The 26,690-nt window shown below is 63.2% G+C and carries 24 protein-coding genes; 6 read left to right on the forward strand and 18 right to left on the reverse strand.

What is annotated here, in order from left to right; translation table 11 throughout:
- Positions 1-2,106: an EAL domain-containing protein gene (locus HZY77_RS12900; protein WP_296815443.1), complete on the forward strand. Its 2,106-nt coding sequence runs from the start codon at positions 1-3 to the stop codon at positions 2,104-2,106.
- Between the two features lie 61 nt (positions 2,107-2,167).
- Here HZY77_RS12900 and HZY77_RS12905 read toward each other — a convergent pair whose 3' ends face one another.
- The 10 genes from HZY77_RS12905 to HZY77_RS12950 form a co-directional block, all read right to left on the reverse strand.
- Entirely contained in the window at positions 2,168-3,181 is a 1,014-nt protein-coding gene (locus HZY77_RS12905) for a class 1 fructose-bisphosphatase (protein ID WP_296815445.1), read from the reverse strand.
- Between the two features lie 160 nt (positions 3,182-3,341).
- Complete coding sequence (locus HZY77_RS12910) at positions 3,342-4,037, reverse strand: hypothetical protein (protein ID WP_296815447.1); 696 nt, start codon at positions 4,035-4,037, stop codon at positions 3,342-3,344.
- A 186-nt stretch (positions 4,038-4,223) separates the two neighbouring features.
- Positions 4,224-5,120 carry a TonB family protein gene (locus HZY77_RS12915; protein ID WP_296815450.1) on the reverse strand — a complete coding sequence of 299 codons (897 nt, stop codon included), beginning with the start codon at positions 5,118-5,120 and terminating at the stop codon, positions 4,224-4,226.
- 32 nt (positions 5,121-5,152) lie between these two features.
- Positions 5,153-7,021 carry an RNB domain-containing ribonuclease gene (locus HZY77_RS12920; RefSeq protein WP_296815452.1) on the reverse strand — a complete coding sequence of 623 codons (1,869 nt, stop codon included), beginning with the start codon at positions 7,019-7,021 and terminating at the stop codon, positions 5,153-5,155.
- Positions 7,022-7,027: 6 nt separating this feature from the next.
- Entirely contained in the window at positions 7,028-7,585 is a 558-nt protein-coding gene (locus tag HZY77_RS12925; protein ID WP_296815454.1) for a YqiA/YcfP family alpha/beta fold hydrolase, read from the reverse strand.
- A 52-nt stretch (positions 7,586-7,637) separates the two neighbouring features.
- Complete coding sequence (locus tag HZY77_RS12930; RefSeq protein WP_296768003.1) at positions 7,638-7,847, reverse strand: rubredoxin; 210 nt, start codon at positions 7,845-7,847, stop codon at positions 7,638-7,640.
- The gene (locus HZY77_RS12935) at positions 7,847-8,104 is read right to left on the reverse strand and encodes a DUF302 domain-containing protein (protein WP_296815456.1); all 258 of its coding nucleotides are present in this window, start codon (positions 8,102-8,104) and stop codon (positions 7,847-7,849) included. The genes HZY77_RS12930 and HZY77_RS12935 overlap by 1 nt, the downstream gene beginning before the upstream one ends.
- A 127-nt stretch (positions 8,105-8,231) precedes the next feature.
- Positions 8,232-9,401: an acyl-CoA dehydrogenase family protein gene (locus HZY77_RS12940; RefSeq protein WP_296815458.1), complete on the reverse strand. Its 1,170-nt coding sequence runs from the start codon at positions 9,399-9,401 to the stop codon at positions 8,232-8,234.
- Positions 9,402-9,431: 30 nt separating this feature from the next.
- Entirely contained in the window at positions 9,432-9,974 is a 543-nt protein-coding gene (locus HZY77_RS12945; RefSeq protein ID WP_296767766.1) for an OsmC family protein, read from the reverse strand.
- 161 nt (positions 9,975-10,135) lie between these two features.
- Positions 10,136-11,722 (reverse strand): sigma 54-interacting transcriptional regulator, encoded by a 1,587-nt coding sequence (locus HZY77_RS12950; protein ID WP_296815460.1) that lies wholly within the window; start codon positions 11,720-11,722, stop codon positions 10,136-10,138.
- 329 nt (positions 11,723-12,051) lie between these two features.
- Here HZY77_RS12950 and HZY77_RS12955 point away from each other — a divergent pair, with 329 nt between their 5' ends.
- The 4 genes from HZY77_RS12955 (at position 12,052) to cynS (ending at position 15,669) form a co-directional block, all read left to right on the forward strand.
- Complete coding sequence (locus HZY77_RS12955) at positions 12,052-13,410, forward strand: CmpA/NrtA family ABC transporter substrate-binding protein (protein ID WP_296815462.1); 1,359 nt, start codon at positions 12,052-12,054, stop codon at positions 13,408-13,410.
- Positions 13,407-14,255: a nitrate ABC transporter permease gene (gene ntrB, locus HZY77_RS12960; protein ID WP_296815465.1), complete on the forward strand. Its 849-nt coding sequence runs from the start codon at positions 13,407-13,409 to the stop codon at positions 14,253-14,255. Before HZY77_RS12955 ends, ntrB begins: the two co-directional genes overlap by 4 nt.
- Before the next feature lie 16 nt (positions 14,256-14,271).
- Complete coding sequence (locus tag HZY77_RS12965; RefSeq protein WP_296815467.1) at positions 14,272-15,213, forward strand: ABC transporter ATP-binding protein; 942 nt, start codon at positions 14,272-14,274, stop codon at positions 15,211-15,213.
- A gap of 12 nt (positions 15,214-15,225) precedes the next feature.
- Positions 15,226-15,669 carry a cyanase gene (cynS, locus tag HZY77_RS12970; protein ID WP_296767759.1) on the forward strand — a complete coding sequence of 148 codons (444 nt, stop codon included), beginning with the start codon at positions 15,226-15,228 and terminating at the stop codon, positions 15,667-15,669.
- Between the two features lie 4 nt (positions 15,670-15,673).
- Here the strand turns inward: cynS and HZY77_RS12975 are convergent, their stop codons facing one another.
- Both HZY77_RS12975 and HZY77_RS12980 read right to left on the reverse strand, forming a co-directional pair.
- Positions 15,674-18,340, reverse strand: a complete 2,667-nt coding sequence (locus HZY77_RS12975; protein ID WP_296815469.1) for a GGDEF domain-containing phosphodiesterase — start codon at positions 18,338-18,340, stop codon at positions 15,674-15,676.
- A gap of 161 nt (positions 18,341-18,501) precedes the next feature.
- Complete coding sequence (locus tag HZY77_RS12980; protein WP_296815472.1) at positions 18,502-19,446, reverse strand: DMT family transporter; 945 nt, start codon at positions 19,444-19,446, stop codon at positions 18,502-18,504.
- Positions 19,447-19,556: 110 nt separating this feature from the next.
- On the opposite strand from HZY77_RS12980, the gene HZY77_RS12985 reads away from it, so the two are divergent.
- Positions 19,557-20,453, forward strand: coding sequence for a LysR family transcriptional regulator (locus HZY77_RS12985; RefSeq protein ID WP_296815474.1), 897 nt, complete (start codon positions 19,557-19,559; stop codon positions 20,451-20,453).
- Positions 20,454-21,042: 589 nt separating this feature from the next.
- On the opposite strand, the gene HZY77_RS12990 is transcribed toward HZY77_RS12985, so the two are convergent.
- The 6 genes from HZY77_RS12990 to HZY77_RS13015 all read right to left on the reverse strand — a co-directional run bounded on the left by HZY77_RS12990 (position 21,043) and on the right by HZY77_RS13015 (position 26,678).
- Entirely contained in the window at positions 21,043-21,537 is a 495-nt protein-coding gene (locus tag HZY77_RS12990) for a hypothetical protein (protein ID WP_296815476.1), read from the reverse strand.
- A gap of 1 nt (position 21,538) precedes the next feature.
- Positions 21,539-21,898, reverse strand: coding sequence for a hypothetical protein (locus tag HZY77_RS12995; RefSeq protein ID WP_296815478.1), 360 nt, complete (start codon positions 21,896-21,898; stop codon positions 21,539-21,541).
- 118 nt (positions 21,899-22,016) lie between these two features.
- Complete coding sequence (mpl, locus tag HZY77_RS13000; RefSeq protein WP_296815480.1) at positions 22,017-23,477, reverse strand: UDP-N-acetylmuramate:L-alanyl-gamma-D-glutamyl-meso-diaminopimelate ligase; 1,461 nt, start codon at positions 23,475-23,477, stop codon at positions 22,017-22,019.
- 55 nt (positions 23,478-23,532) lie between these two features.
- Positions 23,533-25,446: an ATP-binding protein gene (locus HZY77_RS13005; protein ID WP_296815482.1), complete on the reverse strand. Its 1,914-nt coding sequence runs from the start codon at positions 25,444-25,446 to the stop codon at positions 23,533-23,535.
- Entirely contained in the window at positions 25,443-26,084 is a 642-nt protein-coding gene (locus HZY77_RS13010) for a response regulator transcription factor (RefSeq protein ID WP_296815484.1), read from the reverse strand. The genes HZY77_RS13005 and HZY77_RS13010 overlap by 4 nt, the downstream gene beginning before the upstream one ends.
- Positions 26,085-26,186: 102 nt before the next feature.
- The gene (locus tag HZY77_RS13015) at positions 26,187-26,678 is read right to left on the reverse strand and encodes a thioredoxin family protein (protein ID WP_296815487.1); all 492 of its coding nucleotides are present in this window, start codon (positions 26,676-26,678) and stop codon (positions 26,187-26,189) included.
- Positions 26,679-26,690: the final 12 nt, after the last annotated feature.

Genomic DNA, 26,690 nt, shown 5'->3' on the forward strand with positions numbered 1-26,690 from the left:
ATGTCAGGGCAAGACACACACCGCCTCGCCGGCATACTGCTGCTGTCCGCAAGCATCCCCTTGCTGCTGTGGCAGGCATTTCCAGCCAATCAACTGACGCTCTCGGCCCCGACTTTCCTGGCGGTCCATTCGATGATGGAAATCTTCGCCGTCATAGTGGCCGCGCTGGTTTTCTTTACCGGCCACGGCGTACAGGAAACCTTGCGCTCGATCCGTTCCGTGGCATTGGGCTGCGCGTTCCTGGCGGTGGCGTTGTTCGACACCTTGCATTTCCTGTCCTATATCGGCATGCCGGACCTGGTCAGTCCGAATTCNCCCCACAAAGCCATCCTGTTCTGGCTGTGCGGCCGTCTGGCGGCCGGGATCGGGCTGCTGGCGTATGTGCTGCTTCCGGAGACGCCTGCCACGCGTGTCCCGGCCAGCCGCTACGGCTGGATGGGTGTTCTGCTGGTGCTGGGGAGTTTGTCGTACGGGCTGCTGGCTTCGCCCCACGCCATTCCTGCGATGTATGTCATGGGCGAGGGATTGACCCCGCTCAAAGTGGCGCTCGAATGNGGGGTGTTCGGTCTTTACCTGGCGATTGCCGTCCTGTTGTACCTGCGTCGTGCACGCATCACCCACTGCGATTTCGAGAGCCTGATGCTGGCCCTGCTGCTGCTGGCGGCGGCCGAACTGTTCTTCGTCGTGTATGTGCAGGTGAGCAGCACGGCCAACCTGCTGGGGCATACCTACAAGGTGTTTGCCTATTATTTCTTGTATCGCGCGATCTATGCCGAAGCGGTGAGCCGCCCGTTCCGCCAGATGCGCCATATGCTCACGCATGACGATCTGACCGGATTGCCGAACCGGACCGCATTCGGCGAACGGCTCAACCAGTCCGTCCTCACCTGCAATGAGGCGGCACCCTGTACGGTGATGCTGCTGGATCTCGACTATTTCCAGAACGTGAATGACACGCTGGGCCACGAATACGGCGACCTGTTGCTGGTGGCGGTTGCCGGACGCATTCGGACGAGCCTGCCTCCTTCCGCCTTCCTGGCTCGTTTCAGCGGCGACGAATTCGTGATCCTGCTGGAAAACACCTCCGCCGAACAGGCCAAGCAGGTGGGACAGACCCTGCTGGACGCCATGGGGCGGGAATTCGATATCGGCAACGACCGCCTGGGAATCGGGGTCAGCATCGGTATCGTCAGTTATCCGGCCGACGGCGAATCGGCCAGCATCTTGATGCGCTATGCCGACTTGGCCCTGCATCGCGCCAAATCGGCCGGCCGCAATTGCTTCCGGGTATTCAGCCACGATCTATCCGAAGAAATCCAGCGCCGTGTGCTGCTTGAGGCGCGCCTCAAGCAGGCCTTGGAGCACAAGGAACTGACGCTGCACTACCAACCCAAGCTGGAAATCCGGACAGGTCGCCTGATCGGGTGGGAAGCGCTGTTGCGCTGGCAGTCGGCGGAACTGGGCATGGTCAGCCCCGAAGAATTCATTCCGGTTGCCGAGCACACCGGCCTCATTCTGCCGATTGGCGACTGGGTGATGCGCGAGGCCTGTCGTCAAATGCGCGCTTGGCAGGACGCGGGCTTGCTGGCCGGCACCATGGCGGTCAACCTCTCGACCCGCCAGTTTCGCCAAAAGGACCTGGCGGAGGAAGTCAGCGCGGCCCTGCGCGACACCGGGTTGGCGGCGAGCGACCTGGAGCTGGAGATCACCGAATCGTCGATCATGGACAATCTGGCGACCGCGGCGACCGTTCTGACCGAACTGGAGCGGCTGGGTCTGCGTATCGCCGTGGACGATTTCGGTACCGGCTATTCCTCGCTCAGCTACCTGAAGAGTTTTCCCATCCATTGCCTGAAGATCGACCGTTCGTTCATACGTGACATTCCTGGCGACGAAAACGACACCGCCATCGTGCGCACCATCATTGCGCTGGCCGGTAGCCTCGGGTTGACCGTGGTCGCGGAAGGCGTCGAGACCGACGCGCAACTGGCTTATCTGCGAACCAATCATTGCGATCAGGCTCAGGGCTATCTGTTCAGCCGGCCCCTGCCGCCGGATGACTGCATCCGGTTGATGCGTGCCGGCCTGCGTCGGGTGGCGGCATAGGGGAGCGCAGCACGAAAAAGCCGGGCACAGCCCGGCTTTTAATCCTGCATTGAGACGGGACTCAAGCAGCTTTTTCGTGGTGGTAGCCAGTCACGGTGTCGACTTCGCTCTTGGAACCCAGGATCACCGGCACGCGCTGGTGCAGACCTTCCGGCGCCAGATCGAGGATGCGCTCGCGGCCGGTGGTGGCAGCGCCGCCGGCCTGCTCGACGATGAAGGCCATCGGATTGGCCTCGTACAACAGGCGCAGCTTGCCGGCCTTGGCGGGGTCCTTGGTGTCCTTGGGGTACATGAAGATGCCGCCGCGGGTGAGGATGCGGTGCACTTCGGCGACCATCGAGGCAACCCAGCGCATGTTGAAGTCCTTGCCGCGCGGACCGGTCTTGCCGGCCAGGCACTCGTCGACGTAGCGCTGCACCGGCTTTTCCCAGAAACGCATGTTGGAGGCGTTGATCGCGAATTCCTTGGTTTCGGTGGGAATCTTCATGTTGGGGTGGGTCAGCACGAACTCGCCGGCGTCGCGGTCGAGCGTGAAGCCGTTGGTGCCGTGGCCGAAGGTCAGCACCAGCATGGTCGACGAACCGTAGATCGCGTAGCCGGCGCACACCTGCTGGGTGCCGGTCTGCAGGAAGTCTTCCATCTTGGCGGCGCGGCCGGCGACCGGCGCTTTCAGGATCGAGAAGATGGTGCCGACCGAGATGTTGACGTCGACGTTGGACGAGCCGTCGAGTGGGTCGAACACCAGCAGGTACTTGCCGAGCGGGTACTGGCTGGGGATGGCGTACACGTCGTCCATTTCCTCGGACGCCATGCCGGCGAGGTGACCGGCCCACTCGTTGGAGCGGATCATGATGTCGTTGGTGATGACGTCGAGCTTCTTCTGCGTCTCGCCCTGCACGTTCTCGGAATCCAGCGCGCCCATCACGCCCAGCAGCGCGCCCTTGTTGACGGCATTGGAGATGGCCTTGCAGGCGGTGACGACATCGTTCAGCAGCGAGGTGAAGTCGCCGGTGGCGCCGGCGGTGCGGCGCTGTTCTTCAATGATGAACTGGGTAAGGGTGGTGCCGGTGTGCATGACAGTCTCCAGAAGCGGAATTAAATGAAAATATTAGAACAATCAAACATTTTATCACGTGATAAAGATATCAAATATCCCAGGCCGGCTGGCGAAGCGCACCCGGAAGGCATGAAAAAACCCGCCTGAAGGCGGGTTGTTGTCGATTGCGGCCTGCGGCTTAGGCTTGGCGCCGGTTCACGCGAAAGCCGACCAGGCCCAGGCCGGCCAGCATCGTCATCCAGGTGGCGGCATCCGGTACCGGCTGGGCCACGGGATTGATCGTCAGGGATTGCAGCTTGGCAAAGTCGTTGTTCTGGCCGATCCGGGCGGCCACCGCAATCCAGTCGTAGCTTCCGGTGAAACCGGCGAGGCTGACGGTTTTGACGGTGTTCACATTGCTGGTGTTGTCATACAAGGTCGCCGTGCCAATCAGGCTGGCTTTCAGCCCGGCCGGGCTGAAGGCGCCGGCGCCGGCCCAGATGCTGAGGTCGGAATCGCCACCGAACTGGATCATGGACAGGGACTGCAGATTGACCGCGCCAGAGAAGCTGAACAGGATCAGATCGTCGGCGCCCTTGTTGCCCAGCGCGTCGGCAAAATTCTTGGCCGTGCAATTGGCCTTCTCCTGGCTGCTGCATACGCCCAGGCCGAAGCCCGGCGTGAGTGTCAGGGCAGCCTGCTCGAACTGGTTGGCGCGTGCCGTGCTCGACCAGGCGCTGGCCGAGATCGTCAGGCCATCCACCGTGGTGGTATAGGTATTGCCATAGCTCTGGGCGAGTCCGGCACTCGAGGTGAAGGAAACGTCTACAGCGTGTGCCTGGGCGGAAACCAGGGTAATACCCAAGATGGCGACAAATCGATTGAATGGGGTCATGTCTGCTCCTGTCATTCGGCGGTGGCCAGGGAAAACGCCCTGCAACCGGCTTTGCCTGACTGGAGCAATATGCATGCCTTACGCGGCAGCTATTCGTAAGCTATTGATAAGTATCTGAATTCTATGGGTGGGCGTGGCGGATTCGCCGCCGCATCCAGTCCTGGCGCACGGCGGCAATGACGGGATTCAGTCAGTCCCGACGAGCTGGTCGGAGCGCGTGAAGGTCCAGGTGCGGGTGATCGACAGGATGTCGGCCTNTTTCCGCATCTCGTCGGGAAAAGGCGCGTAGGGGGCGGCGAGCTCGACGATCTTGATCGCGGCGGCGTCGAGAATCTTGGAACCGGATGAGCGATCGATGTCGACGGTCTCGATGCGGCCGTTGGCATAGATCGATACGGTCAGCCGCAGGCTGCCGTAGATGCCCTGGCGGCGTGCGGCTTCCGGGTAATTGACGTTGCCGATGCGCTCGACCTTGGTGACCCAGTCCTCCACGTAGCGCGCAAACGCGTATTCGCGCACATTGGCGCCGACGAAGGCGCGCTTGGGACGTTTCTGGTATTCATCCCATTGCTGCGAGATGCGCGCCTGCAGTTGCGCCATTTCGCGTGCCTGCTCGTTGAGTTGGCTGGCGTCGACAGTGGGTCGGACGGGAGCGGGGGTTTCCACCGGCGGCGGAGTCTGCAGTTGAGCGTCGGGTTTCAGTTGGCTCAACAGGGTTTTGGCTTGTTGTTCGAGGGAGGCCACCTTTGCCTGCAAGGCGGCTTCCTCGGTCCCGGTCTGGGTTCTGGCACTGGCGGGAAGCGGGCTTTTCAGCCGGCGGTCTTCATCGGTGTTGCCGCCGCCTGCCAGGTTCACCTGTGCCAGTGCGTCGGGATTGAGCGGGGAGTCCACACTTTTGGCGTTGACCAGCACCACCTCCATCGGCAGATTGGGATCCTCGAACAAGTGCGGATTGACATGCACGAACTGGGTCGAGAGCACCATGCCATGCACCGCCGCGGACGCCAGCAGGGCCAGCGCCATGCGCGTGCCCTGTTTGGAGGGCGCGGCGAGAGCGGGAGACGGGGCAGGAGCAGAAGACACCATGGACTCGAAATGATCGGACAAGCTGGATTCTACGGAACGACGGCGGCGCTGTCAGGCGGCAAGGCGACCGTCTCCAGATACTCGGCATGAAAACCGATGTCCAGCAAATCGATGCTGGAAATGGCCAGCCGCACTTTCGATCCCGGTGCGATGCCCATCACCGAGGGCGCACGCGTCACCATCGGCAAGTTGTCGAAGCGAACCAGGTCTTCGCGGATGACGTTGGCGGTGACTTCGTTCACGTTTTCCTGGATCAGCCAGCGCAGCATCCAGTAGCGTTCGAGCCGCCGCTGGAATTCATTGTAGGCGTCGTAGGCCAGCTCGAAGTCGCGTACGGTCGAGAACAATTGCTCGCTCCTCGNGGGATACACCGGATCGGCTCCTTGCACGATGCTGATCAGTTGCCGTTGGTTGACCAGGTCGACGTAGCGCCGCAGCGGCGAGGACGACCACGCATACTGGTCGACGCCAAGGCCCACGTGGGGGTCGGGGGNCGTCGTCATGCGTGTCTTGCCGTTGGCCTGGGCGCGATAGATGCCGGGCACGCGCTTTTCAGCCAGCCAGCNCCNCCAGTGCGCATTGGCGAAAATCATCAGTTCGGAGACCACCTTGTCGATCGGGCTGCCGCGCTTGCGCGGGACGATGCTGATGCGCTCGCCGTCGAGTTTGAAGTTGTAGTCGACGCGATCCACATTGTCGGCTTTGCCCCGCCCCGCTTCGAGTACGGCGGCAAAGTCGCGCAGCCATTCGAGTTCGCGGCGATAAGGATAGTCGGGCACGCCGGGATTGCGCAGAGTGTCGTCGTTGAACTGCACCTCCAGCGTTTCGTGGCGCAGGTTGTCGGCGATGTGCACCATTTCCAGCTTGGTTTCGGTGCCGAGCACGCGCAGGTCGGACGCCACGTCCACGTACAACGACAGCGCCGGGCAATCGTGAGTCTCGCCCAGCGTGTAGTGATGGATCAGCGCCTCGGGCAGCATGGTGATCTTGTTGCCGGGGTAGTACACGGTGGAGAGCCGCTCGCGCGCGACCTTGTCGAATTCCGAGCCGGGTGCGATGCCGAGTGCCGGCGCCGCGATGTGGATGCCGACGCGGACGCTGCCATCGCCGCGCCATTCGACTGACAGTGCATCGTCGATCTCGGTGGTCGCTTCGTCGTCCATCGAGAACGCACGCACGTTGCTCTTGGGCAATTCCGGCGGGTCGAGCGGTTCGGTGACGGGCGCGAAACCGGTGCCGCGGGGAAAGTATTCCAGCAGGAAAGTCGCGAGATGGAAGTCGAGCGTCGACGGGATCGCGCCGCAGCGCTCGATGAGCCGCAATTGGGACAGTCCGGTGGCCGTTGCCGCGTCTTCCAGCGCCTTGTATTCCAGCGTGTTCTTGTCCGGCGCGATGAGAATACGCGGGATCAGCGACGTATATTCGGGTGGCAGGCGGAAGGCCGCGAGTTCGGCGGCCAGGTGTGCCTGCCGTTCCGCCGCGAGGCGTTTCTTCTCCAGGCCGGCCTTGGCTGCCGCCAGCGTTTCGGCTGGCGCCGGGCGGTAGCGTCCCTTGCCCTNTTTATGAAAATAGATCGGCGAGGTGTGCAGCTTCAGCAGCAGCGCCACCGACTCCGCCGGCCGCGGCGCGTGGCCGTAATATTCCTGCGCCAGTTGCTCGAAACCGAATTCCTCGGTGCCTGCCGCTTCCCACAGGAAATCGGCGTCGAGTTCGGCCGTCAGCGTCTCGGCTTCGGCCATCACCTCGGCCGGCGCCGGCGTGGCGAAGCGCAGCAGGATATTGGCCGTCTTGATCTTGCTGCGCTTGCCCGAGGCCGCCTCCACCTGCGCCGTGGCGTCGGTTTCGGACAGGATGGAACCGGCCTTGAAATGGCCGTCCTCTTCAAAGATGAGATGCATGGAAAATCAGAAATCCAGAATGGTTTGGAAGTGGCGCTCGAACCCGGCAAAGCCATGGTCGCCGCCGTCTTCGACGATTTGCGTGGCGCCGGCGTAGTAGGCGATGGCGTCGCGGTAGTCGAGCACCTCGTCGCCGGTCTGCACCAGCAACAGGTAGCGTTCGGGCTGCGAGATGGCGGGGACGTCGAGCGCCGCGAGTTCGGCCAGGTGCGCCTCGGTTAGTTCCCATTTCTCGCCGCTATGCCAGTTGGTCTGCGGACCGAGTGCGGCGCGCAGCAGCGTGTGTGCGTGCACGGCGGGGTTCACCAGCACCGCTTTCCAGCCGTGCCTCTCGGCCAGGTGGGTGGCATAGAAGCCGCCCAGCGAACTGCCGACCAAGGTGACGGATTCAGGGTGGCGTCGCGCCAGTTCGGCCTCGACCTGGGTAATGGCCGCACGCGGGCTGTTGGCGAGCATCGGACAATAATAATCCGCCTGCCGCCCGATACGCGCCATGTGCTCGCCCAGCTGCCGGGCCTTGCCGGATGCGGGGGAAGAGTTGAAGCCGTGGAGATAGACGATCATCCCCGGATTTTACCGGGGCGGCCCCCATTCCAGAAATTAAGTGTGAATGGGCCTAGTCGTCGAAGCAGTAGAAATCCGCCTTGGTCACGCCGCAGTCGGGACAGCTCCAGTCGTCGGGGATGGCTTCGTAGCGGGTGCCCGGCGCGAGGCCATGGTCGGGGTCGCCGAGCGCCTCGTCGTAGACGTAGTCGCAGACGGCGCAGGTCCATTTGCGGAAGGCGGGAACGGATTCGGGGGCAGAGATAGCAGCGGAGAGATTCATCATGGCAATTTCCACGGATCGAGCGTGGCCAGCAGTTGATTGAAGATGGCGTCGAGCTCGCCGCCCAGCACATCGAGCTGCGGGTTGACGTAGGGTTTGAAGACGTCGGTGGCAGGGCGATGCGCGACCCAGGTGTGGCCGCCGGCCTCGTACAGGTGGATGCGCAGCGGGATATCGATGCCCGCTGCCTTTTCCGCCGCCCAGACCTTGGCGGCATAGTCGGGGCGAAACACCTCGAGGATCTGGTCAGCCGGCACCTCGATCCCCTTTTTGCGCAATTGGCCTGGCCATTGGCGTGGGCGACCAGACCCATCGGATAGGCGGCGATGGCGGCGATCAGTTTCTCTGCGGCTTCGTCCACCGATAGCGATACGGCAAAACGGATCATGCGACCTCTCTTTCATCCTGCGCCAGTGCGCAGGCGTGGCTGTCGAACTCATGCAGCTCCTTGCGCAGGTGCTTGATCGCCGGGGTGACGATGGCGATGAAGTAGGCCTCGCGCAATCTGCGCTGTGCCGCATTATTCGACAAATAGCCCTTGGCGCCCAGATGCAGCATCGCCGCGTTGGCGGCCTTCAGGCTCAATTCGCTGCCGGCCAGCCGCAGTTGCAGCGTTTCCTTCACGTGCGGCAGGCTGCCGTCGCGGTCGATGCGGTCGGCCAGGTCGTAGGTCGCGGCACGCGCGGCGTCGAGCTCGGCTTGCAGGGTGTCGGCCTGGACGTCGAGGAAGCGGTTGACGTGGCCGAACTGCTTGTCGGCCCGTTGCATCATGCCCACGCATGCATCGACGAGGCCGAGGCCCATGCCCATCTGCAACAGGATGAAGGCCGATTTGGTGCGGTCGCGGAAAGCGTCGAATTCGTGCGGGTGGCAGACCACCTGCGCGTCGGGCAGGAACACGTCGCGGAACTGGCAGGCGAAGGTGTTGGTGCCTTCCATGCCGATGAAGTGCGCGTTCTGCGCCAGCGTGAGGCCGCGCGTGCTGCCGTGCAGCAGGCCGATCACCAGCCCTGGCGCGTCGGGTAGCGAGGCGCCCATGTGGAAATGATGCTCGGGCCCGATATTCGACACCCAGGGCAGCACGCCGTTGACGCGGTAGCCGCCCTCGACGCGCTGCGCCTTGAGACGGGTTTCCTCGATACCCACGCAGGATTTCATGGTGTTCGACTGTGCGGTGCCGCCCAGCACCTCGCCACGTGCCATCTTTGGCAGCATGTCGGCTGCGAGCGCGGGGTTGGTGCCGTTCAGCACGTACCACTGCAGCGCGTACTGTGCCCACAGCAGGAAGCCGGTGGACACGCAGTGCTTGGACGCTTCCTCGATGATCTGGATCGCGTGTTTCAGGCCGAGCCCGCTGCCGCCGTGCGACGCCGGCGTGAGGCCGCTCAGTCCGCCGAGCGCGCCGAGCTTGCGCAGAAAGGTGTCGGGATATAGGCCCTTCAGGTCGATGTCGATCACCTTGGGCGCGAGTTCTTCGGCGATGAGGTCGGACAAGCCCGGCAGGATTTCGCAGGCTTCAAGCGGGAGAGTGGGGGCGAGGGCGACGGCGGGCATGGTGCGCTCCTGATTCGATAAAGGGACGGCTCAGGCCAGCTCGACGCTGACGTTCACCGGATTGCGCAGCGTGTTGGCCACCGGCGACCAGGCGTTGGAATGCGCGACCAGATCCTTCAGCTCGGCCTCGGTGGCGTCGCCTTCCAGGTGCACTTTCACGCGCACGTCGGTAAAGCCCAGCTTCTTCATCGGGTCGAGGTCGCCCACGCCCCACACGGCGGTCACGTTGATGTCGCCTTCGAGTTCGAGCTCGATCTTCGACAGCGTGATGCCGCGCGCCACGGCGTTGGCGTGCAGGCCGACCGACAGACAGGAACCCAGCGTGGCCAGCACGGCTTCGGATGGATTCGGCGCGGTGTCGTCGCCCAGCAGGTGCGGCGGCTCGTCGATCACGTGGGCCGGCAGGTTGCGTACGTAGGTGAGATTGCGGAACTTGCTTTCGCATACGGTCTTCGCTTTCAGCGTGACGACCGATTGCGGGTTGGCCTTGCCTTTGGTGGACAGCGCGGCGAGGCCTTCGCTGGAAATGGGCTCGAGGATGGTTTGGGTTTTCAGGGCAACGACTTCAGACATGGCATGACTCCTTGGTTGAGAGGGTCGGGGAACCGACATGACCTGTATTGCGATTCCTGTGCCAGCTCCGAAATGACGCATTAAGTCGTTGTTTGTTATTCGTATTTTCCTTCCTATCCGGTTGTCGCCAATTGCCTGCGCTAACAAATTGTCAACCATTGTCAGCTCGCTTCGGCCGCTTCGAGCCGCTGCAGGCGGTAGTTCAGCTGGCGCAGGGTCAGCCCCAGCATCTGGGCCGCGCGCGATTTGTTGCCATGGGCGTGCGCCAGCGCCTGCGCGATCTGCTGACGATCGTGCGACTGCGCAGGGAGATAGGGGCGTACGGCGGCAACCGCAGGCGGGCTCGCCGGGACGCTGCCGAACGATCTGCCGTTCTCCGGCGAGGCTTCGCTGTGGATCACGCGTTCGACCTCCTGTGCCGGAATCGTCGCGCCCTCGGCCAGCAGCACCAGGCGTTCCAGTACGTTGCGCAATTGCCGGATATTGCCCGGCCAGTGGTAACCCGCCAGCGTCTCCATCGCCTCCTGCGTCAGGCCGACGTTGCGCTGATAGCTTTGGCTGATGAGGTTGAGCTGGTGGCGCACCAGCGGGCGGATGTCCTCGGGACGTTCGCGCAGTGCGGGCAGGCGGATCGGAATGATGTTGAGGCGGTAATACAGGTCGAGACGGAAGCGGCCTGCGCTCACCTGCTGCTGCAGGTCGAGGTTGGTGGCGGCGACGATGCGTACGTCGATCGGCGTTTCGCGGCGGCCGCCGACGCGCTGCAGCGATTTCTCCTGTAGCACGCGCAAGAGCTTCACCTGCATCGACAGCGGTAGCTCGCCGATCTCGTCGAGGAACAGCGTACCGCCGTTCGCCTGCTCGAAGTAACCGGCCCGTGCCGTGACCGCGCCGGTGAATGCGCCTTTCTCGTAGCCGAACAATTCCGACTCGAACAGGTTTTCCGGGATCGCGCCGCAGTTCACCTTGACGAAAGGCTGGTCGCGCCGCGGGCTCGACAGATGCAGCGCGCGGGCGAACAACTCCTTGCCGGTGCCCGATTCGCCCAGCAGCAGCACCGTCACGTCGGTGGACGATACCTGTTCGATCTGGCGCAAGGCATGACGCAGGGCAGGCGATTCGCCGACGATGCCGAGCGTGGCCGGCTGCGGCGTGCCGCGCTCGAGCGCCCATTTGAGTTCGCGGTTCTCGTGTTCCAGACGGGCGGTCTGCTCCGCCACGCGATCGTTCAGTTTGAGGATCTGCGTGATCAGCGTGGCGATGATTTCGAGGATGCGCAGGTCGTCGGTCAATGCCCGCGCGCGTCCGCGGATGCGGTGCACCCNCAGCAGACCCAGGACCTCGCCATCGCTGCGCAGCGGCAGCGCAATGAAGCTGACCGTTTCGCTTGGCAGGTGTGAACGGTCCACCGCGCGCGCGAGGTAATGCGGATCGTTGTCGATGTCCTGCACGATCACCGGCTCGCCGCTTTGCAGGGCGCGCCCGGTGACGCCTACCCCGGNGTGATAGACGCCGCGCTTGATTTCCGTGGCCGTCAGGCCGTAGGCATAACGGATCGCATAGTCGCCGTCGGGCTGCCGCAACACCACGCGCCCGCGATTGAGCCCAAGAAACTCCGAGACCAGATGCAGCATTTCGCGGATCACCGGTCCGGGCTCCAGGCTTTTTCCCACCAGGCGTGCCGATTCGCGAATGACCAGCATTTCCTCGTTCTGTAGATGTTCGGCTGGCAATGCAGGGGATGTCATAGCGATTCCTCAAAACATTTTGTCAACACTGTGTAATCAAGAATCGGACCAACGTTGAGGACGGTTCCGGATATTCCTTGAAAAGCCATGGATAAACAGCCGCTTAGTGTCGATCGTGCGGGCTGGCACGCTTCCTGATAAGACTTTTGGTGTCAACACGACGCATCGCTCGGCCGGGTTCCTCCAGGCCCGCCAAATCAGGCGTTGGAGCGGTCGGCGCGCTGCAAACCGGAATCGGTGGCCATGCACCAGACCGGAGCGCGGTGCGGCGACGCTGGTGCATGCGGACGTGTTGTGACACCAAGTTTTTCAACCGATGGGAGCGCTTAATGTCCGGTTTTGATAATCCGTTTGACCCCGATACCACACTGCACCGTGCAGGTTGCAGTTGCGGTCGCCACCACAGCCAGGCTGATCATGATGCCGCCATGCAAAACGAGGATGCGCGCGTGTCGCGCGTGGTCGAATCGGCGGTGATGCGCGGTCTGTTCCCCGACGACCAGTTGCGCCGCAATTTCCTGCGCGCGGTCGGCGCCGGCACGGCGATGGCGGCGATCTCGACCTTGTTCCCGATGGGCGCCGCCAAGGCGCTGGCGGCGGANAAAGGCAAGCTGGAAAAAACCGATCTCAAGATCGGCTTCGTCCCCATCACCTGCGCCACGCCCATCATCATGGCGGGGCCCATGGGTTTCTACGAGCGCGAAGGCTTGAACGTCAGCCTGCAGAAAACCGCCGGCTGGGCCGTCGTGCGCGACAAGGTGCAGAACAAGGAATATGACGCGTCGCACCTGCTGTCCCCGATGCCGCTGGCGATGTCGCTGGGGCTGGGGTCGGCCAAACAGGCGGTCGACGTGGCGACGATCCAGAACATCAACGGCCAGGCCATCACGCTGCATCTCAAGCACAAGGACAAGCTCAATCCCAAGGACTGGAAGGGGATGAAGTTCGGCCTGCCGTTCGACTACTCGATCCACAACCTGCTGCTGCGCTACTTCCTCGCCGAGCATGGCCTCGACCCGGACAAGGACGTCGAACTGCGCATGATGCCGCCNCCCGACATGGTGGCCAACCTGCGTGCCGGCAACATCGACGGCTTCCTCGGCCCCGAGCCGTTCAACCAGCGTGCGGTATACGAAGGCTTCGCCTTCATCCACACCCTGTCGCGCGACATGTGGGATGGCCATCCCTGCTGTGCCTTCGGCGTGAAGGAGGGCTTCTACAAGGAATACCCCAACACCTACGCTGCGCTGTTCCGGGCGATTGCGAGCGCGACCGACTACGCGCACAAGCCGGAAAACCGCAAGGCCATCATCGAGGCCATCGCCCCGGCCAACTACCTCAACCAGCCCATCCCGGTGCTGGAGCAGGTCATGACCGGGCGTTTCGCCGACGGCCTCGGCAGCGTGAAGAACGTGCCGGACCGCGTCGACTTCGATCCTTTCCCCTGGCAGTCGATGGCGGTGTGGATCCTTACGCAGTTGAAGCGCTGGAACTACATCAAGGGCGAGGTCAACTACAAGGCCGTCGCCGAAGACGTGTTCCGCGCCACCGATGCGAGGAAGCGCATGGCCGAGATCGGGCTGAAGGCGCCGGCGTCGAGCTATACGAAGCACACCATCATGGGCAAGGTGTTCGATCCCGCGAAGCCTGCCGAATACCTCAACTCCTTCGCCATCAAACGCACATGAAGACCCGACTCTCACTCAGTCAAAAGGCCGGCTTGTTGTCGCTCGGGCTGTTCGCGGCAATCCTGCTGGTCTGGCAGCTGCTGACGCTGCCGGAAGCCCATGTGGCCGCGGCCAACGTCGATCCTGAATACGCCGCGCTGATGGGGGCGGGGGCCAAGGCCGCCTCGGGTTTCCCCACGCCGGCGGCGATGGCGCAGACCGTGTGGGACAAGCTGTCCCACCCGTTCTACGACAACGGTCCCAACGACAAGGGCATCGGCATCCAGCTCGGCTATTCGCTGGCGCGCGTGCTCGGCGGTTTTTCNCTCGCCGCCGTGGTGGCGATCCCGCTCGGCTTCGCCATCGGCAACTCGCGCGTGGTCTACCAGGCGATCAATCCCTACGTGCAGCTGTTGAAGCCGATCTCGCCGTTGGCGTGGATGCCACTCGCGCTCTACACGATCAAGGACGCCTCGGCCTCGTCAATCTTCGTCATCTTCATCTGCTCGCTGTGGCCGATGCTGATCAATACCGCGCACGGCGTCGCCAACGTGAAGAAGGACTGGCTCGACGTCTCGCGCACGCTGGAAGTGAATCCGCTGCGAAAGGCCTTCCGCGTGATCCTGCCGGCCGCCGCGCCGACCATCCTCGCCGGCATGCGTATCTCCATGGGGATCGCCTGGCTGGTCATCGTCGCCGCCGAAATGTTGGTCGGCGGCACCGGGATCGGCTACTTCGTGTGGAACGAGTGGAACAACCTGTCGCTCACCAACGTGCTGTTCGCCATCCTCATGATCGGCGTCGTCGGCATGGCGCTCGACAGCCTCTTCGGCGTGCTCGGCAAGCGCGTCGCGTACCAGGAATGAACCGGGGAATGCAACCATGACAAGTCCAGCCATCCATCCCTTCCTGCAGGTCGAGAACCTGGCGCGCATCTACCCCAGCCCGACCGGGGGCGAGCCGGTCACCGTCTTCGACCACGTCAACTTCCGCATCCACAAGGGCGAGTTCGTCTGCGTCACCGGCCATTCCGGCTGCGGCAAGTCGACCATTCTCAACATTCTCGCCGGCCTCGACAGCGCCAGCCTGGGCAACGTGTTCATGGACGGTCGCGAAGTATCCGGCCCCAGCCTCGATCGCGGCGTCATCTTCCAGAGCCATGCGCTGATGCCCTGGCTCACCGTGCTGGAGAACGTCGCCTTCGCCGTGAAGTCGCGCTGGCCCGCCCGCAACAAGCAGCAGGTGCGCGAGCATGCCATGCGCTACATCGAACTGGTCGGCCTGAAAAGTGCCGAACACAAGCTGCCGTCGCAGCTGTCCGGCGGCATGAAGCAGCGCGTCGGCATCGCGCGCGCGTTTTCCATCGAGCCGAAAATGCTGCTGATGGACGAGCCTTTCGGCGCGCTCGATGCGTTGACGCGCGGCGTCATCCAGGACGAATTGCTGAAGATCTGCGCCGAAACGCAGCAGACCGTGTTCATGATCACGCACGACGTCGACGAGGCCATCCTGCTGTCCGACAAGATCATGTTGATGTCGAACGGACCGCACGCGCGCATCGCCGAGATCGTCAACAACACCCTGCCGCGTCCGCGCGACCGCAGCGCCATCCACAAGCAACCGCACTATTATCCGATCCGCAACCACCTGGTCGATTTCCTGGTGAGCCGCTCGAAGTTGTTCGGCAGCCTGCGCGATGCGCCCGATGCNCCCAGTTCACCCACCGTGTTCGACCCGGCCGACCTCATCGAATCCGACGTCGAGCCGGCCGCCGTCCACACGCCACCCGTCGGCAAGCCCCACATCCACCTCGTCAACGCTTAAGGACTTTTCATCATGACCCGCACCGAAGTCACCGATCTCATTCTCGCCGCCAAGCACAAGAAAGGCCTCAAATGGGCCGACATCGCCAAGAAAGTCGGCCAGAGCAAGGAATGGACAACCGCCGCCCTCCTGGGCCAGATGACGCTCGACAAGAAACAGGCCGCCACCGTCGGCAAGCTGCTCGGCCTCCCGGCCGAAGCGGTCGACCAGTTGCAGATGGTGCCGTACAAGGGCAGCCTGCCCAGCGCCGTGCCGACCGATCCGCTGATCTACCGTTTCTATGAGCTGATCATGGTCTATGGCATCACGATCAAGTCGCTGATCCACGAGGAGTTCGGCGACGGCATCATGAGCGCGATCGATTTCTCGATGGATATTTCGCGCGTGCCGGATCCCAAGGGGGATCGGGTGAAGATCGTGCTGAACGGGAAGTTCCTGCCGTACAAGATGTACTGATCCATTAGTTGCGCCGCAGCCAGGCCTCGAACTCATCCGGTGGCAGCGGTTTCCCGGCGTAGAGATAGCCTTGCGCGTAATCGCACCCTGCTGCGGCCAGCAGGGCGCGCTGTCCAGTGGTTTCCACGCCCTCCGCGATAACCTTCAGACCCAGTTCGTGCGCCATGACGATGATCGCCCTCGAGAGGGCCATGTCGTTCGGATCCGTTTCGATGTCGCGCACGAACGACCGGTCGATCTTCAGGTAATCGATGGGAAACTGCTTGAGATAGGACAGCGTGGAATAGCCCGTCCCGAAATCGTCGATGGCGATCTGGATGCCGGCGTCGCGAAATGCCAGCAGCTGCTCGGTGACGTCGGCATGCGCATTGAGCAGCAGGTTTTCCGTGATCTCGATCGTAAGATTCGTACCCGGCAGCCCGATGTCCTGCAGATGCCGTAGCCAGGCCCGGGTGCGCGGGCGCCCTTCCGCCCGGAACTGCACGGGCGACATGTTGATGCTGACCTGGAAGTCGTCGCCGAATTCATGGCGCCATGCCTGTGCGCGCCGCGCCGACTCCATGAGGACCCATTCGCCGATTTCGTTGATGAGCCCGGTTTCCTCGGCGAGCGGAATGAAATCCATCGGGTTGACCAGCCCGCGCGTAGGGTGTTGCCATCGCAGCAGCGCTTCGGCCTTGCAGGTGCGGCCGGTGGACAATTCGACGATCGGCTGGAAATAGGCGACGAATTGCCTGGCGGCGATCGCTTCGCGCAGGTCGCGGGACAGTTTCAGGCGAGTCTGGGCGGCTTCCTGCAGCGACGCGGTGAAATAGAAGAAACGATTGCGCCCGTGTTTCTTGGCGGCATACATGGCCTGGTCGGCATGCTTCAGCAGGGTATCGATATCGTCGGCGTCGCCCGGATACACGGTGATGCCGATACTGGCCGTGACATAGGCCACTTCGTCGCCAAGGCGAAAAGGCTCGGCCATGCGCCCGATGATTTTCTGGGCGATGGTCTCGATGTGGGTACGGTCCGACAGGTCGGCCAGGATGACCGTGAATTCGTCGCCGCCCAGGCGTGCGACCGTATCGGTATCACGCAGGCAGCTGCGAATGCGTCGGGCCGCTTCCTGCAGCAGGATGTCGCCCACGTCGTGCCCCAGCGTGTCGTTGACCTCCTTGAACTCGTCGAGATCGACCAGCAGGAGTGCCAGGAAGAAATCGGCACGCCTGGACTTGATGATTTCCTGGCCCAGGCGGTCGAGGAACAGCCGTCGGTTGGGCAGTTGCGTCAGCGGGTCGAAGTTGGCCTGGCGCTGGATGGTTTCCTCCGCCTGCCTGCGCTCGCTGACGTCGAGGTAGGTTCCGATCAGGCGCGTGGGGACACGGGCCGAATCGCGGGTGACCACCATGCCATGCGTCTGGACCCATTTCCAGCTGCCGTCCTTGCAGCGTTTGCGATGTTCGTGGGTGAAGGTGTCGCGGCTGCCGTCAAGCAGCGGTTGCCGTGCGTCCATCAGGCCGGGCAGATCGTCCGNGTGAACACGCTGCAGCCAGTCGTCCATGCGGGGGCCGATCTCATCGTCGGCAAATCCCAGCATGGCCTTGCTGCGGCTTGAAAGCAGAATCCGGTTGGCCGGAATGTCCAGGTCCCATACACCGGCCCCTGTGCTGTCCAGCGCGAAGCGCCAGCGTTCCTCCACATCGCGCAACCTGGCGTTGATCTCCGCGGTTTCCCGTCTGGAGAGGACGAGCTTGCGCACGAGCGGCGCCACCAGTCCATACAACAGGAGAATGCCGGTCACGACCAGGAGGGCCAGCAGCGGAACGATGATCCAGAGTTGTCGTCGGACGGGACCGAACAGTTCAGCCTGGTCGATCTTCAGCACCATGCCGGGCCCCAGGCGGCCCAATGGCGTGTAGGCGGCGACCACGTTCTCGTGGCGGTAATCCTGCGTGAACACGGTGCCGGTTTCCCCTTTCAGCGCATGGCTCATGGGCAGCGGTTGCCCGCCTATCGTGCGGGCCAGACGCGCGAACACGTGTTGCGACCGCGTCAGCGGGAAGCATTGCATGTCCTTTTCCAGCGGGGCGCACAACGCGAGTTCCACGGTTTTTCCCAGCACCCNCGCCTCGGCGATGGCATCTGTCAGTCGCGGCAGGGTGGATTCGGTCCGTGCCGTGCCGACGAGATGGCCCGCTTCGTCCAAGACCTCACGGTCGACTCGCAGGATCAGTTGCCCATCCCACAGCAGATGTGACTTGGCTTGCGTGTTGAGGGGCACGCTGAGCGCCGGGCTTTTCGCCGGATGGCCTGCATGCACGATCGTCTGGCCGTGGCTGTCATGAAAGGAGACGCTGACGAATCCGATCGGCAGAAAGGAGTCCGCAATCTGCTGCAAGACTTGGCGGCTGGCCTCATTGTCAGGCTTCGCCTTCAACTGCTGCAGGTTGTGGATCACGAAAGGGCGGGTGGAAACGGCCAGCGCATTGGCCACGTTGGCGTCGATCTCGCTTTCGAACAGGCGGCGGTCGTTCTGCAGGGCGGTGGCCAGGCTTTTGACGAGGATGGACTCCGCTTGTCGCTGCATCAGGGCATACACGGCGATGCCGGCGGCGAGCGTCAGGACAATCAGGATGAGGCCACCGATGAGGCCGATGCGGTGACTTTCGAATTGCCGATCCAAATACATTCCCCCGATCTCGCGCTGGGCATGCCGGGGCGTGCACGCGCAAGGTATTGATATCGTGGATGCTGTTACAGATTGACAACTTACCACGCATTCCGGGAGAAGGTTGAAAGGACGGTCGGCCACCGTAGTGGCCGACCGCAATGACGGGCAGTGCGTCAGCGCGCCATCGCCACCGCGTTCACCGCCACACGGGCGCTGGCGCGCTGGCTCAGCAGACTGTTGAGTATCAGCGCCAGGATGACAAACGCAGCGCCTGCCAGTTCGGCAAGCCCGAAACGATGGCCGAGGATGACGCCGATGACGAACGCGGATACCGGCACGAAGTTGATGAACAGCACGCCGTTGAGCGCGCCAAGCTGCCGGATGCCGGCATTCCAGCTCAATACGGCGATCACCGCGCCGATCACCACCATGTAGGCCAGTGCCCACAGTCCGTCCTGCACGGCCGCCAGGGTGGGCGGATGAATGTGGCCCAGGCGCGTCATCGCGGCAGTCGCGGCAAAGATGCTCAGCGCACCCAGCAGACAGGTCAGCGTGGTATAGCGCAGCGGCGACCAGTGCGTGAAGCGTGCGGCCCCCAGCGTGTAGAACACCCAGCACAGCGCGCCGAGCAACAGCAGCAGGTCACCGCCAACCTGACCCGAGGCAGACAGCGCGGAGAGATGGCCGTTGCTCACCACCAGCACTACGCCGGTCAAGGCGATGGCGATGGCGACCAGCGTGTGCGAGGCCGGGCGGATGCCGCGCATGCCCCAGTTCACCAGGGCAGTCATCAAGGGCATCAGCGCCATGATGACCGCAGCGTGCTCGGGCCGGCTGTGTGCCAGACCGGTGAATGCGAGCAGGTTGAAGCCGGCAAAGCCCAGGCTGCCATATAACCAGAGCAGCATGCCGCGACCCTCGAGCCGGAAGGCGCCCCGCCCTTCGCGGTAGGCCAGCAAGCCGGCGAAGAGAAAGGCGGCGCNCCCATAGCGGATGGCGGTCATATGGAAGGCGTCGATCTGCGGCAGCAGGGGCTTGGCGACCTGGAACATGCCGCCCCAGGAGACGGCGGCGAGCAGCAGCAGGCCCATGGCCTGGAAAAGCGAAGCGCGGGACATCGTGATCTCCTTGCAACAATGCGATGTGCGTAGCGTAGCCACTCGAGCCTTGTTAAAAATCCCCCGAAAGGCATATGATTGTTTCCCTGTGGTTAACAATAGTGTCTGCCATGCTCGACCTGGAAGCTGCCCGTATCTTCACCCTCGTGGTCCAGAACCAGTCCTTTTCGGAAACCGCGCGCAAGCTGGGCGTATCGGCCCCGGTCATCAGCAAGCAGGTGGCGCGTCTGGAAAAATCGCTGGATGCGCGGCTGCTGCAGCGCACCACGCGCCGCCTCGGCCTGACCGAAGCCGGCACCGCGTTCTACGCGCATTGCGTGCGCATGCTCGAAGAGGCCGACGCCGCCGAACGCGCGGTCAGCCGTCTGCATGAAGCGCCGCGCGGCCACCTGCGCGTCAGCGCGACCGTCGGCTTCGGCAGCCTGCGCATCGCCCCGCTGCTGCCGGGCTTCCTGGCGCGTTACCCCGAAGTGAGCGTGGAACTGGTGTGCGACGACCGCGTGGTGGATCTGGTCGATGGCGGCTACGACCTCGCCCTGCGCCTCACCGCCCAACCCGGCGAACTGCTGGTGGCGCGGTCCTTGGCTGCGGTGCGCCAGGTGCTCTGCGCCGCACCCGCCTATCTCCAACGCCGTGGCACGCCGCAACGGCCGGAAGAACTCGCGGACCACAACTGCCTGCGCTACCTGCGCAGCGACGAGACGGGCGATACCCGCTGGGCGTTCGTGAGCGAGGGCCGCCCGCTCAACGTGCCGGTGGCGGGCAATTTCTCCACCAACAACATCGACGCCCTGCGACGGGCTGCGATGGCGGGGCTGGGAATTATCCTCGGATCGAGTTACCGGCTGGAGCCGGATATTCGGGCGGGGCGGCTGGTGGAGATACTGGCGTCGTTTCTGCCCGGGCAGGATGCGCGGATTTATGCGGTGTATCCGTCGAACCGGCATCTGAGTCCGAAGGTGCGGGTGTTTATTGATTATCTGGTNGGGGAGTTGGCGGAGGCTTAGTGCTGCGGAAGAATCCAGCCTGCGCTTGCCACAGCGCTGAATGCATAGTGCGCTGCTCCCCGCACCGTTCGCCCTGAGCTTGTCGAAGGGCTGTCAATAGTAGTGAAGGATTTCACTTAACCACTGACCGTTGGCCGGGGGTAGCCCGGCAGCTAGTTACTTTCTTTGTCTCGCCAAAGAAAGTAACCAAAGAAAGGCGACCCCGACATCCCCGAATTCCCGGAAATCGAGCCCACCGGACGGGCGGCGAAGAACTCGCCCCGCCTTCGATGTTTTTAATTGTTTTTGTGGGCGGGGCTCAGACACCTTCGCCACTGATCCGCCCGGCAGGCTCGATTTCCGGCGGGGCTGTAAGGGGAAGAAAGTCAAAACCAGGTCGGTGACGACTGGATGGTTTACGTGCTTGTGATGCCCCACATCCGGCGCAATGCCCTTCGGTCATTGCGCCCTACCCGCGGTCCCTTTTATGTGGTTTTTCTTTACTTAATCGGACTATCGCTTCGATGCCTCCAAAGCACCCGAAATGGCAACCAGACTCCTACCATAAGCAAGAAAATGTATAACCAGTGGTCGTTCTGATCGTGTCGGGCTACCTGTCCTCGTCTGGACTGGTATTGGTACAAGAATTGGCCAGTTTTTGAATTTTTATTTCATATACATTTTCAACAAAAAAATTGGCATTTCTAAAAGTAGGTATGCGAAACCCGGTTTGGCTCCAAACCGCAAGCTGGGTACCGATATAGCTCTTAAGCTTTTGAGCATCTCTCTTCGCGATCGGAAATTCGATAGGGCTGCTGGAGTTTTTCGCGCGTACGGACAACGTAGGCACGCAAGCCCGTGGGCACTCGCTGATGGCAGTTAATATCCCCGACGTAATGTGCATCTGCTCGAGTGGAATCGCAGAGGTCATGTAATCATTTATTAGCGAAGCGCTCATCAGAGGAATAAGCACAAAGAATCCAAAGATGTATGAAAGCAGCGAGACAAAGCGCGTTTTCCATTTATCCTTTCCTCTTGGAAACGGCCTCACCATTGCCATTTGCCAAATAGAACTAGATTTAAGCCTTGCAACGGTCGAGTTCATGTCAATTTGGAATCAGTGAGATGGTAGTGAAATACGTTTCGATAGCTCGCTCCGGCGCATGAGCCATAGGCGTAATGCGCCGGATGGGTGAAGCCAAAATCGTAGTCGCAAACATTCGGCCACTACTGCCCTGGTTTTGACTTCCCCTTACAGCCCCGCCGAAGATCAAGCGTGTCGGGTGGATCAGCGGCAAAGGTGTTTGAGCCCCGCTCACAAAAATTAAATCAACCCGACAAAAGCGGGGCGAGTTCTTTGCCGCCCACCCGACGCGCTTGATCTTCGGGGTTTCGGGGATGTCGGGGTCGCCTTTCTTTGGTTCCTTTCTTTGGCGAGACAAAGAAAGGAACTTGCTGCCGGGCAACCCCGGCCAACGATCCTCAGTCCTGCGAAATCCTTTACTACCCCGAACGGCGCTTCGACAGCACCCGCAAGGGCACGCCGGTGGGTCCCCGCCGCTGCGCGGCGACCCTTCCGCAGGCTCAGGGCGAACGGTGGTGAGGGCAACGCCCTGTAACTACCTCCAGTTTACGCATACCCCCATACCGATGCATCGGCGTCAACACGATCTCCTCGTGATAGTGATGATGCAGCGCGTCCAGCAGTTTCGCGTGTATCCNCCCGAACCNCCCGTTGCTCATCATCAGCACATGATCGCCCGGCCGCGCGTCGGCCACCAGTTGGCTGACCAGTTTGTCGAGGTTGTCGAACACGCGCGCCTTGTCGCCCAGCGGCGCCAAAGCCTCGGCGGGGTCCCAGCCGAGGCTGGCGCCGTAGCAGTAGACCTGGTCGGCCTCGGTGAGGCTGCCGGGTAGCTGGGCTTTCATGACGCCGAGCTTCATGGTGTTGGAACGCGGCTCCAATACGGCGAGGATGCGGCTCTTGCCGATCTTGGCCCGCAGGCCTTCGACGGTGGTGGCGATGGCGGTGGGATGGTGGGCGAAGTCGTCGTAGACGGTGATGCCGTGGACGGCGCCGCGGATTTCCATGCGGCGCTTGACGTTCTCGAAACGGGACAGGGCATCGATCGCAGTGGCGGCGGGCACGCCGGCGTGGCGCGCGGCGGCAATCGCCGCGAGTGCGTTCATGCGGTTGTGTTCGCCGATCAGCTCCCATTTCACGCGGCCCTGCAGCGTGCCGTTGAAGAAGACGTCGAAGCTGCCCTGGGCGTCGGCTTCGCCTGCGGTCCAGCCGTCTGCGCCGTTGGTTGACGTCGCGCCGAAGCGCTCGACCGGGGTCCAGCAGCCGCGTGCGAGCACGCGCTCGAGGTTGGCGTCGGCGCCGTTGGCGACGATGAGACCGTTGCCGGGAACGGTGCGTATCAAATGGTGGAACTGGGTCTCGATGGCGGCGAGGTCGGGGAAGATGTCGGCGTGGTCGTATTCGAGGTTGTTGAGGATGACGGTGCGCGGCCGGTAGTGGACGAACTTGGAGCGCTTGTCGAAGAAGGCGGTGTCGTATTCGTCGGCTTCGATGACGAAGAAGGGCGTGTCGGTCAGCCGCGCGGAGACCTCGAAATTCTGCGGAACGCCACCGATCAGGAAGCCGGGACGCATGCGCGCGTCGTCGAGGATCCAGGCCAGCATGGCGGAGGTGGTGGTCTTGCCGTGGGTGCCGGCGACGGCGAGTACCCATTTGTCGCGCAGGACGTTGTCGGCCAGCCACTGCGGGCCGGAGGTGTAGGGCAGGCCGCGTTCGAGGATGGCTTCCATCAGCGGGTTGCCGCGGGTGACGACGTTGCCGACGACGAAGATGTCGGCCTGGATGTCGGCTTGGCTGGCGTCAAAGCCTTCGATGAGGTCGATGCCGAGCGCGCGCAGCTGGTCGGACATCGGCGGGTAGACGTTGGCGTCGCAACCGGTGACGGTGTGGCCAGCCACACGGGCGATGGCGGCGATGCCGCCCATGAAGGTGCCGCAGATGCCGAGGATGTGGATGTGCATGGTTGTGGGTAGTGAGCGGTGAATGGTGAGGGGTGAGTGGGAAGCGGTGAGCGGATTATCCCATGGCGGCGGCCCGTGCCTGCTGGATCAGGTGGGTCAGCAGGGCGCGCAGTTTGGCGGGGCGCAGCGGTTTATGCAGCAGGGGGAAACCGGCCTGGCTGATGCGCAGGATGGTGTCGGGTGCGGTGTCGCCGGTGACCAGGATGGCCGGAATGTCGTGGCCGAATTTTTGCCGCAGGCGGACGATGACCTCGATGCCGTCGATGTCGTCGGGCAGGCGGTAGTCCGACACGATGACGTCGGGCACGCGGTCGAGACTGGTGAGCCAGTGTTCGGCTTCGTCGGCGCTGTGGGCGGTGACCAGGTCGATCTGCCAGTTGTCGAACAGTTCGGCCATGCCGCGCAGGATGGCGCTTTCGTCGTCCACCAGCAGCACCAGCGCATCGGCGGGGATGGAGCCGGGCGAATGCGCGGCGGTGGGCGGCTGGATTAGGCGCGTTTCGCCGCTGGGCACGTCGATGCTGAATATCGAGCCGTGCCCCGGGTGGGAGAGCAGGTCCACCCGGTGTCCCAGCAGCCGGCCGAGGCGGGACACGATGGCGAGTCCGAGTCCGAGACCCTTGCTGCGGTCGCGTGCCGGGTTGTGCAGTTGGACGAATTCCTGGAATACGCTCTCCTGCTGGTCGAATGGGATGCCGCGTCCGGTGTCGATCACGCTGATGCGCACCAGTTCGCCGCGCTGCCGGCAGGCCACCAGGACGCCGCCGTCGTCGGTGTAGCGGATGGCGTTGGCGATCAGGTTGACGAGGATACGCTCGAGCAGCAGCGGGTCGCTGTACAGGGTAGCGTCGCACGGACGGAAACGTAGGCGCAACTGCTTCTCCGCCGCCAGTGCGCCGAACTGCTGTTCGAGTTCGACGAACATCTTCTGCAGCGGGAAATGCACCGGATGCGTTTCGATGGTGCCGGCGTCGAGCCGCGAAATGTCGAGAAGCGCATTGAACAGCAGTTCCATGGCTGCGGTGGAGGCTTCGATGTTGTCGATCAGGGTTTGCGCCTCGGGCTGCTGGTTGCGCGCCTTCAGCGCGGCGACGAACAGCGACAGGGCGTGCAGCGGTTGCCGCAGGTCGTGGCTGGCCGCGGCGAAGAAGCGCGACTTGGCCTGGTTGGCGCGTTCGGCCATGTCCTTCTTGGCGGCGAGATCGGCGGTGGCTTCGCGGATGCGCCGCTCCAGTTCGCCGCGGTGCGTCTGCAAGGCTTCCGCCATGTCGTTCACGCCGGCGGCAAGGGCGCCAACCTCGCCTTCGGGCGGCAAGTGGGTGCGCACCGAGAGGTCGTCGCAGGCGAGCAGTCCCACCACGCGGCCGACATGCCGCAGCTGGCCGGCCAACCGGTTAGACAGCCGCCAGGCCAGTGCGCCGGTCAGCGCCAGGGCCAGCAACATCAGGAGGACGGCATGGATCAGGGTGTTGCGCTTGAACGTAGCGATCTGGTCGAGCTGAACGCCAACTTCCACTTCGCCCAGCAGGTCGCTGGCAGTGGCCGGGTTGGCGGGGAGGGCGTTGTCCTGGACCACGGCGCTGGGCAGGAGAATGCGGGCGCGCTGCCGGTAGCGGTCGGCGAGCTGGTCGGCGTCCAGGACGTCGCCGGCGCTGGCCAGCGTATGGCCATGGATATCGGTGATGCGGGCAAACGCCAGCTGGTTGTTGCGGGCTTCGGTCTCGAGCAGGTGGTGGGCCAGTACGGTGTCGCCGCTGATCAGCGCGTAGGGCAAGGCGTCAGCCAGGTGTCGGACCGAACTTGTGGCCCGTGCATGGAGGGCTTTCTCGGCCGTGGCCAGTGCCTGCGAGGTGAAGTAGGCCACCATGCCGAATTCGGCGAGCAGCGCAGGCAGCAGGGCGATCATCAGCATCCGGCTGTGGATGCTGGAAGGCGTCAGGCGACGGAGCCAGGCGCGCGGCGCGGTCACGAATTATGGGTCAAGCGCTGAATGGCGAGCACGGCCTCGGTTCGATTGGTCACGTCGAGGGCGCGAAAAATTGCCGCGATGTGGACTTTCACCGTGCTTTCCGACATCGCCAGCATGCCGGCGATGGCCTTGTTGGCACAGCCCTGCGCCAGCAGGCGCGCCACTTCGAGCTGGCGCGCGGTCAGCCCGCTATGCTGCAGGGCCTCGAAATCTGCCGGCGCCACCGTATGCAGTCCGCCGTTCCCGTCGCCCAGGCAGGCCGGCACGAAAATGTTGCCTGCCAGCACCTGCCGCAGCGCGGACAGCATCACTGCGGTGGACGCGGCCTTGGGAATGTAGCCGAGCGCGCCGGCTTCCAGCGCATTGCGGATGTCGTGCGGTGATTCGGAGGCGGACAGGACCACCAGGGGAATGTCGGGGAAGCGGCTGCGATATTGCGTGATCCCTTGCATGCCGACGAAACCGGGCATATTCAGGTCCACCAGCGCCAGGTCGAGATCGGCATGCAGCGCTGTCTGTGCGAACAGGCTGGGGTAATCGTGGGCATCGATGATCTCGACCGGCGGCTCCAGTTGCGATAACACCTGTCGCACGCCCTCGCGCATCAGCGGATGATCGTCGGCCAGGAGGGTTTTCATGTCTGCGCGTCCTGCATGGCGGGATTCTAGCAGCCTGCCCAGCTTGGAGAATCGATGCGCGCGGAGGAGGAGACCGATCGGCGGGCCGAGTCGGCACCGCCGCTATTTGCCGCGTACTTTGCTCACGCCGGCGTCGATGGCGTTTTCCAGATAGCCGAAGTAGTAGTCGGGGATCAGTAGGCCGACGATGGGATCACCGACCCCGTTGCCCTGGGTGTCGAAGACCTGGACGGTGGGCACCATGAATACCTTGTGCGCGGCGGCAAACGCGCCTTCGGTGGTGGACGTGCCGTCAAAGTCGGTCAAGGGATCGGTGGTGCCGATGGTGACCTCGCGGATGATGACGCGCTTGCGGTAGGCCGGATCCTTGTGCATGGGAATCAGATAGTCGTGCTTGACGCGTTCGCAATACGGGCAGTGCGGCGTGGTGAAGACGACCAGTACGGGCACCTGCCGTTTGGCGGCGGTGCGCGCGTCGGCCTGGAAATCCTTGGCGTGGACCAGGCTGTCCGCCGCGCGGGCAGTGCAGGACAGCCCCAGGCCCCATGCTAAAATCAGGGCCCAGGCTGCGATCTGTCGTGCGATTGTCGCCATTCCTGCGGGTGG

The organism is Thiobacillus sp. (assembly GCF_013693775.1).
In the GTDB taxonomy this organism is placed as follows: Bacteria; Pseudomonadota; Gammaproteobacteria; order Burkholderiales; family Thiobacillaceae; genus Thiobacillus.